At 67.4% G+C, this 12,685-nt stretch carries 11 protein-coding genes; 7 read left to right on the top strand and 4 right to left on the bottom strand.

Features of this window, described 5'->3' with window-relative positions; translation table 11 throughout:
* The 6 genes from AC5P9W_RS12675 to AC5P9W_RS12650 all read left to right on the top strand — a co-directional run bounded on the left by AC5P9W_RS12675 (position 1) and on the right by AC5P9W_RS12650 (position 6,238).
* A complete protein-coding gene (locus AC5P9W_RS12675) occupies positions 1-957 on the top strand; it encodes a type II secretion system F family protein (protein ID WP_495219289.1) in 957 nt (318 codons plus the stop codon).
* 25 nt (positions 958-982) lie between these two features.
* Positions 983-1,918, top strand: a complete 936-nt coding sequence (locus AC5P9W_RS12670; protein ID WP_164145122.1) for a type II secretion system F family protein — start codon at positions 983-985, stop codon at positions 1,916-1,918.
* Complete coding sequence (locus tag AC5P9W_RS12665; RefSeq protein WP_197575857.1) at positions 1,918-2,808, top strand: tetratricopeptide repeat protein; 891 nt, start codon at positions 1,918-1,920, stop codon at positions 2,806-2,808. The genes AC5P9W_RS12670 and AC5P9W_RS12665 overlap by 1 nt, the downstream gene beginning before the upstream one ends.
* Positions 2,805-3,263 carry a DUF3613 domain-containing protein gene (locus AC5P9W_RS12660; RefSeq protein WP_188250231.1) on the top strand — a complete coding sequence of 153 codons (459 nt, stop codon included), beginning with the start codon at positions 2,805-2,807 and terminating at the stop codon, positions 3,261-3,263. The genes AC5P9W_RS12665 and AC5P9W_RS12660 overlap by 4 nt, the downstream gene beginning before the upstream one ends.
* 8 nt (positions 3,264-3,271) lie before the next feature.
* Complete coding sequence (locus tag AC5P9W_RS12655; RefSeq protein ID WP_188250230.1) at positions 3,272-5,425, top strand: TadG family pilus assembly protein; 2,154 nt, start codon at positions 3,272-3,274, stop codon at positions 5,423-5,425.
* Between the two features lie 99 nt (positions 5,426-5,524).
* On the top strand, positions 5,525-6,238 hold the full coding sequence (locus AC5P9W_RS12650) for a DUF2968 domain-containing protein (protein WP_019659968.1): 714 nt from the start codon (positions 5,525-5,527) through the stop codon (positions 6,236-6,238).
* 67 nt (positions 6,239-6,305) lie between these two features.
* On the opposite strand, the gene AC5P9W_RS12645 is transcribed toward AC5P9W_RS12650, so the two are convergent.
* The gene (locus AC5P9W_RS12645; RefSeq protein ID WP_197575858.1) at positions 6,306-6,692 is read right to left on the bottom strand and encodes a hypothetical protein; all 387 of its coding nucleotides are present in this window, start codon (positions 6,690-6,692) and stop codon (positions 6,306-6,308) included.
* A gap of 186 nt (positions 6,693-6,878) precedes the next feature.
* On the opposite strand from AC5P9W_RS12645, the gene AC5P9W_RS12640 reads away from it, so the two are divergent.
* Positions 6,879-7,703: an alpha/beta fold hydrolase gene (locus AC5P9W_RS12640; RefSeq protein ID WP_197575859.1), complete on the top strand. Its 825-nt coding sequence runs from the start codon at positions 6,879-6,881 to the stop codon at positions 7,701-7,703.
* Positions 7,704-7,825: 122 nt separating this feature from the next.
* On the opposite strand, the gene AC5P9W_RS12635 is transcribed toward AC5P9W_RS12640, so the two are convergent.
* The 3 genes from AC5P9W_RS12635 to AC5P9W_RS12625 are packed head-to-tail and all read right to left on the bottom strand — an operon-like array spanning position 7,826 to position 12,575.
* Positions 7,826-9,472 carry an MFS transporter gene (locus AC5P9W_RS12635; protein WP_111098149.1) on the bottom strand — a complete coding sequence of 549 codons (1,647 nt, stop codon included), beginning with the start codon at positions 9,470-9,472 and terminating at the stop codon, positions 7,826-7,828.
* The gene (locus AC5P9W_RS12630) at positions 9,466-10,749 is read right to left on the bottom strand and encodes an alginate export family protein (protein WP_021204295.1); all 1,284 of its coding nucleotides are present in this window, start codon (positions 10,747-10,749) and stop codon (positions 9,466-9,468) included. The genes AC5P9W_RS12635 and AC5P9W_RS12630 overlap by 7 nt, the downstream gene beginning before the upstream one ends.
* On the bottom strand, positions 10,728-12,575 hold the full coding sequence (locus AC5P9W_RS12625; protein ID WP_197575862.1) for an amidohydrolase family protein: 1,848 nt from the start codon (positions 12,573-12,575) through the stop codon (positions 10,728-10,730). The genes AC5P9W_RS12630 and AC5P9W_RS12625 overlap by 22 nt, the downstream gene beginning before the upstream one ends.
* Between the last annotated feature and the right edge of the window lie 110 nt (positions 12,576-12,685).

The following is a 12,685-nucleotide window of genomic DNA, read 5'->3' as shown; positions in this document are numbered from 1 at the left end:
ATGGGAACCGGCGCGCTGCTGGGCATGTTGAGCATCATCGCGGTGCTGCTGGCGCTGGCAGCCTGGCTGTGGGGCACGGCCAGCAGCCGTGAACAACGCCAGGTTTCAATGCGGCACGCCGAGCAGCAGCTTTCGCGCGGAAGCGCCGCGGGTGGGGCACCCGCCGGGCCGTCCGTCACCGCTGCCAACGATCCGGCGCGGCCCGCCAGCACCGGGCGCCGCGTGCTGCCGCTGGATGGCCTGCTGCAGCGCGCAGGGCTGCAGACCGGCTGGAAAATCCCCATCATGCTGCTGGTACCGGGGCTGGTACTGTCGGTGGTAGCGATGGCGCGGCTGGGCACCGCGTGGATGTTTCCGCTGACCCTGCTGCTGTACCTGCTTGGCTGCTGGCTGTGGGTGATGCGGCGGACCACGAAGCTGCGTGCGCAACTGCTGCATCAGCTGCCGGACTTCCTCGACAACCTGGTGCGGCTGACTGCACTGGGCAACAGCCTGCAGGCCGCGTTCCAGGTTGCGTCGATGCAGACCAGCGCGCCGTTGCGCGGGCTGCTGGACACCACGGTGCGCTTTGCGCGCAGCGGCATGGAGTTGGACCGTGCACTCGCGCAGGCCGCGCAACCCTATCGCATGGAGGTGCTGAAGGTGTTGTCGGTGGTGATCGGTGTCAGCGTGCGCATCGGCGGGCGCTCCGACCAGATCCTGCAGCGCATGGGTGATTTCATGCGCGACCTGGAACAGGCGCAGCAGGAGCTTTCGGCGACGACCTCCGAGACACGCATGTCTGCGTGGGTGCTGGGCCTGCTGCCACCGGCCTGCGCGGTGCTGATGGCGATCGCCAGCCCGGACTTCTTCCAGCCGGTGCTGCACGATCCGCTTGGCCACAAGATCCTGCTGCTTGCACTGGGCATGGAGCTTGTCGGCGGCTTCCTGCTGTATCGCCTGGCCAGATCGCTATGAACCCCCGCCCAGCCGGAGACGACCGATGAGCGCCAGCGCCTGGTTCGCCCTCTCCCTGCTCGTGCTGGCTGCCGGCATCGCCCTGCTGGGTATCGGCGGCTGGATACGCAGCCATCGTGAGCAGCGTACATCGGCCACGTTGAAGACCGCCCTGCAGCCGCGCGAGACGTCCCGTGACACCGAACCTGCACGGCACGATTCGCTGGGCTGGCTCGAACGCTTCGGCCGTGCCCTCAGCGGCGGCCGCCTGGAAACGGCATTGCTGGCCAATGAAGATCGGCTGCTGTTGGATCTGGCCGGGTGGAACACCCGTCGCGGTACGGCCATCTACCTCGGCCTGCGCCTGCTGCTGGCCGTGCTGGTGCTGGCACTGGTGCTGACATTCAGCAGCGTCACCGGGCTGGCCAGGATCATGGTGATCATCGGTGCCTTGGCCGCTGGACTGCTGTTGCCCAAATTCGTTCTCTCTTCCTGGGTGAAGCGGCGCCGGCGTGCAGTCGAAACCGAGCTGCCGCTGCTGATCGACCTGCTGCGCCTGCTGCAGGGCGTAGGCTTCAGCATGGACCAGAGCCTGCAGACGCTCGGCGACAAGCTTCGCGATGCATTGCCGGTACTCGGCAGCGAACTTCAGGAGGCCAATGTCGCCTATACCCATGGCCGCACGCGCGCGCAGTCCCTGCGGCGGCTGAGCGAAGTCTATGCCGACGATGACCTGACCAGCCTGATGCAGCTGATCCTGCAGGTGCATGCCCATGGCGGTGCGGTGCAGGAGCCCCTGCGGCAGTTCAGCCTCCGCCTGCGCGAGCAGCGTCGCAACACGTTGAAGGAAAAGGTCGGCAAGCTCTCGGTGAAGATGACCGTGGTGATGATGCTGACCCTGCTGCCAGCGTTGATGCTGGTGCTCGCCGGGCCGGCGCTGGTCGCGCTGGCCACTACCCTGTCCAAGATGGGATCGCCCTGATGCCTGCCCTGCGCACCTCCTGCCTGCTGCTTGCCCTCGCTGCCATCACCAGTGGTTGTGGGTCGACCACGCCGAAGTACCTGCGCGCGCCCAGCCTGGCTGCGCCCGAACCGGCACCGCAGGACAGCCGCAATGCGTACCTGGAGTTGATCGAGCGCATGCAGCAGCAAGGCGCGTGGTATGCCTCGCTCGCCCACGTCGACGCCTTCCGCCAGCGTTACGGCGACCCGCCGGCATTGCGGCTGCTGCAGGCCGATGCGCTGCGAGAGACCGGCCAGGCCGATGCCGCGATCGCACTGTACCGCGCGCTTTCCAGCGGCCCCCAGGCCGCCGCAGCCGCGCATGGGCTCGGCCTGATCGCCGCGCGCCGAGACGACGACGCCGGCAGCGAGCAGGCGCTGGCGCGGGCAACCCAACTGCAACCGTTGAATACCAGCTATCTCGGCGATCTGGGCTATGCGAGGCTGCGCGCCGGGCAGTTCGAGCGCGCGCGCGAACCCTTGGCCAAGGCCCTGGAACTGTCCCCAGGCAATGCCAAGGCCACCGCCAACCTCGCCCTGTGGGCGGTGCTGCGTGGCGACACCGCCACCGCCGAGCGCCTCGCCCAGCAGGCCAACCTCAACAAGGACACCCGGCTCAGCATCCAGCAGCAGGCGGCGCAGATCCGGGCCCGCCTGCAGCAGCGCCAGGCCGCAGCGGCTGCTGCGGCGGTCGTGCCGCCCCCTGTGCGCGCTGTCGACAGCGACGCGGCCAACAACCCGCGCGGCGTCACGCGACTGGCGGCGGAACCGCGCCGCGACAGCCGCGACGAACGCGACCCACAGCGCCTGCCGCCCTCGATGCTGGAACGCTTCAGCGCCTCCGACCACCCGAACGGAAACACACCATGACCGCGACGCCCCTGGCCCGACGCCTGCTGCCCGCTCTGATCTGCCTGCTGCCGGCCGCCGCAGTGCAGGCGCAGCAACAGCCGCTCACCGGACAGATGCTTGGCGGCAGCACACCGGCAGCGCCGGCTGCGCAGCCGCTGCAGTCCGAGTCATTGCCCGCCGTGGACCTGGCGGCCCGGCCCGTACCAGTGCCGCAGGCGGCGCCTGCTGCAGTGGACATCACCTACGGCAACGGTGCAACCGCGCGACCCGGCCGCAGCCAGATCGGTGATACCGCGCGCAACCTGTTCCGCCTGCAGGCGTCCGGACAGCAGGCCGGGCAGCACCTGCCGATCCTCGGCGACCAGGCGACGCTGAGCTACGCACGCTACATGAAGAGCTTCGAACACGAGATCCCGGACTTTTTTGAGACCGATGTCGCCAAGTCCAAGGGATCATCCTCATCCGGACGCTGAGGTAGGCCATGAAACGCCCACGCCAGTTCAGTTTCAGCCGCGCACGGGGCGGCATGTCGATCACCATGATGCTGGTCATGCTGGCGTTGCTGGCGATGCTGGGCCTGATCGAGATCGGCTACCTGTTCTGGGCCAAGCGCGATGCGCAGAAAGTTGCTGATCTGGCCGCACTGGCCGGAGCGCAACGACTGGAGCTGTGCAGCTCGGACAACAGCGACAACAGCGCTGCGCGGCACAGCGCACTCACCCAGAACACGTTCGAAGGGAGCCTGCAGATCCGCTGCGGCAACTGGAGCGCCAACCGCACCACCGCCAACCGCTTCGTCACCACCATCGATGCCAGCAACCCGCGCAATGCCGTGCAGGTCGTCGCGCAGCGCAGCGTGCTGCCGTTCTTCGGGCAGAACACCACCCTGCCCACCGTCAGCGTGGAGGCCGTGGCCCGCCGTTCCGAACCGACTGCGGTGTTCGCGGTCGGTTCGCAGCTACTGCGCACCAATGGCGACTCGGTACTGTTGTCGACCCTGCGCCTGGTCGGCCTGGATGTGACCAACGCCACCGTGCTCTCCTATGACGGCCTCGCCCAGGCCAACATCACGCCATCGGGCCTGCTCAAGGCGTTGAACATCCCGGTCAGCGCCAACCTCAGCGTGGCCGACTTCAACCGCCTGCTGTCGGTCAACAAGGTTTCGCTGGCGCAGCTGGTCGACGCCACCGCCACCGTGGTCGGCCGCGACTCCACGGTGGGCGTGCAGCTGCGCGCCCTGTCCGACCTGGTTGCCACCCAGCTGGACATCAACAAGCTCAACATCGTGCTGGGCAGCCAGTCCGGCGGCGGCGGCCTTTTCGCCGAAGTCGTCTCGCCCGACGGCACGGTCGGCAGTGCACTGGAGTCACAGATCAACGTGCTCAACCTGATCAACACTGCGATCTCCATCGCCAACGATGGCAACGGCGTGGCGGTCAAGGGGCTGGACCTGCTGGGCATCAAGATCCAGGCCGGCGTGGTCGAGCCGCCATCGATCGCCATCGGCGGTGTCGGCAGCCGCGCCTACAACGCGCAGGTAAGGCTGGTGGCAGACGTGGACAGCAACAACCTGTTCGCACTGGGGCCACTTCTGAACCTGCTGGGCACGCGCCTGCACCTGCCGCTGCATGTCGATGTCGCCAACGGAATGGGAACGCTGACCGGAATCCAGTGTGGCGCCAATCCACCCAGGGCCACCATCCAGGTGGATTCGTCGGTCCTGCGGGCCTGCGTCGGCAACGTCGATCCATCGCAGCGTTTCTCGAAGAACAATGTCTGCGACGCGACGCTGAACAACGAACAGCTGCTGAAACTGCTCGGACAACCCCTGATCAACGACAAGATCACGCTGCCGGCCCTGACCAGCTCGCAGAACCTCACCCTGGCCGCTGGCGAAACCGGCTCGACGCGCATCAATCCACTTGCTCTCGGCAACGCAGTATCCGACCTTGTCAATGAGCTGCTGCGCGTGCTGTCGGGCATGCTCAGTTCACCCAAGCAGGGCATGAGTGCCAACGACACAGCCAAGGCCCTGGCCGACCGTTACCTGCAGGCCACCTTCCCGCCGAACACCCGGTATGAGGTGGACAAGTTGATTCCACTGCTGCGCGATGGCGACGCCAGCCGGCAACTGGCCCCGCTCAACAGCTGGACCGTACCCGGAGGCCTGCCCTACGCCTGTGGCCTGCTGAACCTGTCCACCTGCCACAAGGACGGTCCGGTCTGGGATGCGTTCAAGGTGACGGTCACCGGTCAAGGACTGGGCGTGCTCGATGGACTGCTCGGCTCGCTGGTGGGCGGCCTGCTGATCAACCGCTGCGACAGCCTGCTGGGCAACCTGATCGACTACAACGGCTGCGTGCGCAACAACCTGGCCTCGTACATACAGACCGCGCCGGCCGGGTTCCTTGACGGCACCGGCGGCACCGGCGTCACCAACCCCGATGGCACGGTCAGCTGCAGTGGCCTGCTGTGCACGCTGCTGAAGCCGATCCTGTCCGCCTTGCGCCCGGTCCTCAACAGCGTCGGCACCTTGCTGACCAACCTGCTGGCCAGCGTGCTGGGCCTGGAGCTGGGGCGCACCGACGTCAACGTGCAGTCGATCCAGTGCAGCGCCGCACAGCTGGTCTACTGACCCGTGACGGGCGCCCTTGGCGGCGCCCGCGCACATGCTAGACTCCCGGCGGGGAACCACTTTCATCTCAACCCACACTCATCCGTGGATGGTCTAGACATGCGAGAAACTTCAGGGGGCGCGGTCTTCGCCCGGCGCGCGTACGGCGCGGCACTGCTGGCCGTGAGCATGATGCTGGTGGCACCAGCGGCGATGGCTGCCCGTGGCGACCGCGAAGCTGCCGCAGAGCCGGCCGCTCGTAGCGCACCGGTGGTGCGCAATACCGTTGACGAGCTCAAGCAGCTGATGGATGCCCGCCAGCTGACCGAGCTGCGCACCACCTACAACGGCAATTACGGCGCCAGCCTGCTGTTCAACGCCAACACCCTGACCTACTACGTCGCCCTGTTCCAGGAGAAGAATTTCTGGCGGGTGATCAAGACTGACGCCGTCGACAACGCCGAGCGTGTCTACCGCACCTTCGCGCAACAGTCCGAGCAGCTTGCCCAGGTCTACATCGACACCACCCGCCTGGAAGCCGGCAAGCGCTATACCGAGCGCCTGGTGGCCTACAACGAGGAACGCCTGCGCACCCTGCAGCAGGAAATGGAACAGCAGCAGGCGCAGTCGGCCCAGGTCAGCGCGGCCCTGCAGCAGGCCCAGCAGCAGGCAGTCAGCCTGAGCAGCGACGTGCAGAGCACGAACAGCCAGCTGGACGCCCTGCAGCGCCGCATCCAGATCCTGCAGGCCGAACAGGGCAACCCGGAGCTGAGCCTGCCCAAACCTGACAGCGTGCCCTCGCCGGCACCGGCGACGGCCAGCGACGGTCGCTGAGGTCCGGCACCTGGCATCTGCTCTCAACGGCGCCCTTGGGCGCCGTTGTCGTTTCTGGCACCTGGATTCAACGGCACGCGTCATGCACCGCATCATCCAGCTGCCGCCGCTGTACGAAGTCCAGGCGCTTGGCCTTGGCGAGCACCTTCCCGCGTTGCTGCCGCGCGTGCTCACAGGCGGCGGGATCGGTGCTGATGGGTATCAGAGCGGCCCGCGCACGCCCCTGCTGCACCACACGCGGACGGCTTGAGGCCGAGCTCGCTGGCTTGGCCACGGTCGCACCTGTCGAAGGCGGCTCCGGCGGCACCTCCCAGCGCCATTCCGCACGCCCCTGGCACGGCGTCTGCTGGTAGACAGGATGCGGCCCGTCCACGCATTTGTAGACGTTGGTCCGGGCGTGCGCCGCCGTGGTCAGCAGCAGGCACACCCACAGGCTCCAGAACGCATGCGACATTGCAGGCTCCTCGACAGGGCAGCCGCCATCGTCAATGCCGGAACGGCTTCGTGCCAGAGCGATATGCGTCACATCCCGCGCAATCCAGCACAGCCGTGCAAGTCGCCGCTCTGGCGCTGCGCTGTACTGCCGGAGGCACCGGCACAACTGCCAGTGCCTTCCCTCCCTTCCGCCAAGGAAACCGCAATGAGCAACTTCGTCACCGTCGCCGACGGCGCCCGCATTTTCTACAAGGATTGGGGTACCGGCCAGCCGATCGTGTTCGCCCACGGCTGGCCGCTGTCGTCCGATGCCTGGGACCCGCAGATGCTGTTCATGGGCCTGAACGGCTTCCGCGTGATCGCTCACGACCGTCGCAGCCACGGCCGCTCCAGCCAGACCTGGGACGGCAACAACATGGACACCTACGCCGATGACCTGGCCGCAGTGATCGAAGCACTGGACCTGAAGGATGCGATCCTGGTCGGCCATTCCACCGGTGGCGGCGAAGTCGCCCACTACATCGGCCGCCACGGCAGCAAGCGCGTGGCCAAGGTGGTGCTGGTCGGCGCGGTGCCACCGCTGATGCTGAAGACCGATGCCAACCCGGCCGGTACGCCGCTGGAGGTGTTCGACGGCATCCGCAAGGGCACGGGCGGTGACCGCTCGCAGTTCTTCAAGGACCTGACCACACCGTTCTTCGGTGCCAACCGCGATGGCAATACCGTCACCCAGGGCATGCGTGATGCGTTCTGGCTGCAGGGCATGCTCGGTGGCGTCAAGGGCCAGTACGACTGCGTGCACGAATTCTCGGAAGTGGACTACACCGAAGACCTGAAGAAGATCGACGTGCCGGCGCTGGTGGTACACGGCGATGACGACCAGATCGTGCCGTTCGATGCTTCGGCCAAGCTGTCCTCGCAGATCATCAAGGACGCCGAGCTGAAGGTGTACACCGGCGCGCCGCATGGCCTGACCATCACCCACGCCGACCAGTTCAACGCCGACCTGCTGGCGTTCGCACGCAAATGATGTCCCGCGGTGGCGCCCCAGGGCGCCGCCGCTCCTTCGGTAGTGCCGGCCGCTGGCCGGCAACCCGATCATCCATCGTGATCACGCGCAGCCGGCCAGCGGCCGGCTCTACCACCTGCGGGTCAGATGTCGGTGTGGTGATGCGGCACGGCGGCAGGCAGCGGGTCATGCCCACCCACGAAGTGACGTACCACCGGTGCGCGCTCACCGCGATGCAGTTCCCGCAGCACTTCCTGGATCGCCTTGTCGTCGGCGGTGATGCGCTCGTGCTGGCGCAGGTGCTCCAGCCACGACGGGGTCACGAAATACTCCAGGTGGATGCCCGGGCTGGCCACATCCTCGACCACGCCCCAGACCACGGCCCCATCGCGGCGGCGGATCGTGCCCAGCGCGCGCATCTGCGCCTGGAACGCGGCACGATCAGCATCGTCGATGCGGTACTCGATGGTGACCAGCACCGGGCCGCGATCATTCGACACCGGCACCGACAGCTCTGGTGCCGGCCAGTGCCCGGCCGGACGCAGGTTCAGGTCTTCGGTACCGGCGATGCGCACACGCCACACCAGCAATCCGCCGATCACCGCACCTGCGGCAGCCACCAGCAGCGCCAGCTCCGGCGAGGTGCGCTGTGCGAGCGCGCCCCAGCTCAGGCCACCGGCCGCCATGCCAGCGGAGAACACCATGATGTACAGCGCCAGTGCACGCGCACGTACCCATGCCGGAACCGCAGTCTGCGCAGCGATCTGCAGCGACGACAGCACGGTGATCCACGCAAATCCATTGACCAGCATCACCGCCGGAAGCACGTACCAGCTGCGGGTCAGCGCCAGCCCGACCAGGCTCAGGGCCAGCGACAAGGTCGCCAGAAGTACCAACAGGTCACGATCCAGCTGCGCACGCAGCTTCGGCAGCAGCAGCGCACCGCCCACTGCGCCGATGCCGATGCAGCCCAGCAGCATGCCGTACTGCCCCGCCCCGCCATGCATCTGCCCACGCACCACCACCGGCAACAGCGCGTTCATCGCCGCGGCAAAGAAGAAGAAGCCGACCGACTTGATCAGCACAGCCTGCAGCCGCCCGGCGCGGCTGGCGTAACGCAGGCCCGCCTTCAAGCCGGCACCGAAACCTTCCGGTGGCAGCCTGGACTGCTTGGGATCACGCGTCCAGCCCCACACGACGAACAGCATCGCGGCGAAGGTGATGGCGTTGAAGCCGAATGCCCACACCGCACCCAGCTGCGCCACGATCACGCCACCAATGGCCGGGCCGATCGAGCGCGCGATGTTGATGCCGATCGAGTTCAGCGCCACCGCCGAGGCCAGCATCGGCTGCGGTACCAGCTCGGAGACAATGGCGGCCTGCGCGGGCATTGCCATCGCCGCACCACAGCCCATGCAGAAGGTCAGCAGCACCAGCAACTGCGGGGTCAGCATGTCCATCGCAGTCAGCGCCGCCATCGCTGCCGCGACCAGCAGCATCCAGCCCTGGGTCGCCAGCAGGTACCTGCGGCGATCAACGATGTCGGCCAGCGTTCCGGCGGCCAGCGCCAGCAGCACGATCGGCACAGTGGTGGCCGACTGCACCAGGGCCACCATCAACGGCGAACCGGTGCGTTCGGCCATCACCCAGGCGGCGGCTACATCATTGACCCAGGTGCCGATGTTGCTGGCCAGGATTGCCAGCCAGATCGAACGGAACATCTGGATCTTCAGCGGGGACCAGGCGCCTGCGGCCTGTGTGGAGTGTTGCGACGCGGTTGCGTTCACCATTGCCATGCTCCAACGATCGAGGCGAACAGCGTGTCCTGGCCTCCGGCCTGCTTCAGTGCAGGACCGGCGTCGACCCAGGCCAGCTGCAGCTGCCATTGCCAGTGTTTGCTGGCCTGCCAGCGGGTTTCAGATTTGTACTGGGTGCCGATGCGGCGCGCGCCACCGGCGCTCCCCGGCAACGCCAGCAGCGGTGCCGGTGTGGTGTAGACCGCATCGGCACGACGCTGCTTCCACGCCATCTGTACGCCCAGTTCCGTGGTCACCGCATGATGCAGGCGCAGGGTCAGGGTCGGTTGCAGGTCCATCAGGTTGGCCGGGGCCAGCAGGCTGGCCTCGCTGAAGTAGGCCGATTTAGGGAACAGTGCATTGAAGGTTCCCAGGCGGCCGTCATGCAGCTTGCCGTCGCCACTGGCGATATCCGCCTTCAGCCCCAGCCTCGGTTGCAGCGGCCGCTCGGTCCAGCGCCAGCCGGTGTCGGTGGCGAGCGTCCAGGCGCGGACATCCAGCGTGCCGGCAACCGTCTGCAGTTCACCGCCCTGCGCCACCAGCTCACTGTTCCAGTCCAGCAGACCTGACTGGCCGAACCAGCGCGCACCGAGTGTCTGCCGGCGCTCGGTACCGGAGCCCGCCGCAAAGCGCGCGCCTTCACGACGGTAGTCCAGCAGGTACAGATCCCATTGCCCTGGGCCACGACCCCGCGCGGTGGTCGCATACGCGCCCCACAGGTGGGCACCGCGTTCGCCGCGGTCATCAAAGGCGCCGGGTCGGTTCTCCAGCGGTCGCAGCGCCATCAGGTCCAGCGTGCCGAGGCGGCCTTTCCAGCCTGCACGGGCGCCATCGAATGCCAGCCGGATGTTCGGCCCATCGCGCACCGACAACAGCCGCGAACTGCCATAGCCGGCTTCCTGCCGACCGAGTTGCAGATGGAACCCACCGCGCTGCCAGCGCCAGTAGGCCTGCTGCACGTCCAACGCGCCACTGTCGGTACGGCCCGGGCCGCCTGCCTTGCCATTCTCGGCATGCACGCCCAGCTGCAGCCGTGCCTGCCAGTTGTCCTCGACATAGGTGGCCGACGCCAGTGCACGCAGCAGGCCGTAGCCGTCTTCACTGCCGCCGATACCGAATCGGGCCGGGTCGTAGTACATCCCCCTGAGGCGCAGCGAGGCGTCCCATTGCAGTTGCCCGCCGCCCACGTCGGTGCAGCGGCCGGTGTCACAAGCCAGCGCCATCCATGGCATGGCCAGCAGCGCCAGGCTCAGAACGCGAAGCACGAGCATCCCATCGCACCCCAGAAGGCGCTCAGGTCGTCAGTGGGCGCCGCATGCAGCGCGGCATGGCCGTGAGCACCATGCGTACTGCAGGCCACACCGTGATGGTGGCGATGCGCGGCGGCCAATCCGTTGGCGGCGCCGCCAACGTGGTAGCCACCGAAGCGGTTGACCGGCGACCAGTCCGGCATCGCCGGTGGCAGCTGCGGCGCCAGGCCGGCGTAATCCCCGTCGGCATGCACGATGCGGCCGCCGACCACGGTCAGCAGGCTGGTGATGTCGGCGATCTGCGCGTCATCAACGCGGAAGAAGTCGGCCGAGAGCAGGATGAAATCAGCCAGGCGGCCAGCTTTCAGCGTGCCCTTCACCGCTTCGTCGCCGGAGAACCAGGCACTGCCCTGCGTCCACAGGCGCAACGCCTGCTCGCGTTCGAGCAGGTTCTCCTCGCCATACAGCGCCAGGCCGCCCACGGTGCGCCCGGTCACCAGCCAGGACAACGCCACCCACGGGTTGTAGCTGGCCACGCGGGTGGCATCGGTACCGGCGCCGACCGGTACACCTTCGGCCAGCATGCGCTTGACCGGCGGCGTATGCCGCGCAGCCTGTACGCCATAGCGCTCGACGAACGCCTCGCCCTGGTAGGCCATGCGGTGCTGCACGGCGATACCGCCACCCAGCGCACGGATGCGCTCGATGTTGCGTGGGGTGATGGTCTCGGCGTGGTCGATGAACCAGTGCAGGCCATCGAACGGCACCTCGCGGTTGACCTGTTCGTACACGTCCAGGATGCGCGTGATGCTCTCGTCGTAGGTGGCGTGGATGCGGAAGGGCCAGCGCTTCTCGACCAGCAGCTTCACCACGTCGTGCAGTTCCGGCTCCAGCTCCGGCGGCAGTTCCGGGCGCGGCTCGTTGAACAGTTCGAAGTCGGCGGCGGAGAACACCAGCATCTCGCCCGCGCCGTTGTGGCGCAGCAGGTCATCGCCCTGGCGCGGCTGCAGGATCTCGCTCCAGCCACGGAAGTCATCCGCCTCCTTCCCCTTGTTCTGGGTGAACAGGTTGTAGGCGATGCGCACCGTCAGCTGGTCATCGCGATGCAGCTGCTCGATGACCTGGTAGTCCTCGGGGTAGTTCTGGAAGCCACCGCCGGCGTCGATCACCGAGGTGATGCCAAGCCGGTTCAGTTCGCGCATGAAGTGGCGCGTCGAGTTGGCCTGGTACTCGATCGGCAGGCGCGGGCCCTTGGCCAGCGTCGCGTAGAGGATCAGCGCATTCGGCTTGGCCAGCAGCAGCCCGGTCGGGTTGCCCAGCGAATCGCGCACGATCTGCCCGCCCGGCGGATCCGGCGTGTCCTTGCTGTAGCCGCACGCACGCAGCGCGGCGCGGTTGAGCAGCGCGCGGTCGTACAGGTGCAGCAGGAACACCGGCGTATCCGGCGCGATGTCGTTGAGCTCCTGCAGCGTCGGCAGGCGCTTCTCGTTGAACTGTGCGGCGGTGAAGCCACCGACCACGCGCACCCACTGCGGTGCAGGGGTGCGGTCGACCTGGGCCTTCAACATGTCCAGGGCGTCGCCCAGCGAACGCAGGCCGTCCCAGCGCAGTTCAAGGTTGTAGTTCAGGCCACCACGGATCAGGTGGGTATGGCTGTCGTTGAGGCCAGGCAGCAGGCGCCTGCCCTGCGCGTCGATCAGCGTCGCTTCATTGCCCCAGCCGCGCATGATCTCCTCGTCGCTGCCGACGGCGACGATGCGGCCCTCCTGCACGGCCAGTGCCTGGGCGTGCGGCTGCTGAGGGTCGAGGGTGGTGATGCGGGCATTGCGGATGACCAGGGTGCTCATGCGACGCTCCTTGGAAGTGGAATCGAGTGCGGCAGCGGCGCGACCGGCCAGGCCGAGCGCAACCGCGGCGCCGCTGGCCAGCATCACGGTGCGGCGGCCGTGGTCGAGGG

The sequence above is a fragment of the Stenotrophomonas sp. YJH_SMC_33 genome, assembly GCF_059372295.1.
Note: the sequence above shows the minus strand (reverse complement) of the source record. Positions and strands in the feature narration are given on the sequence as shown.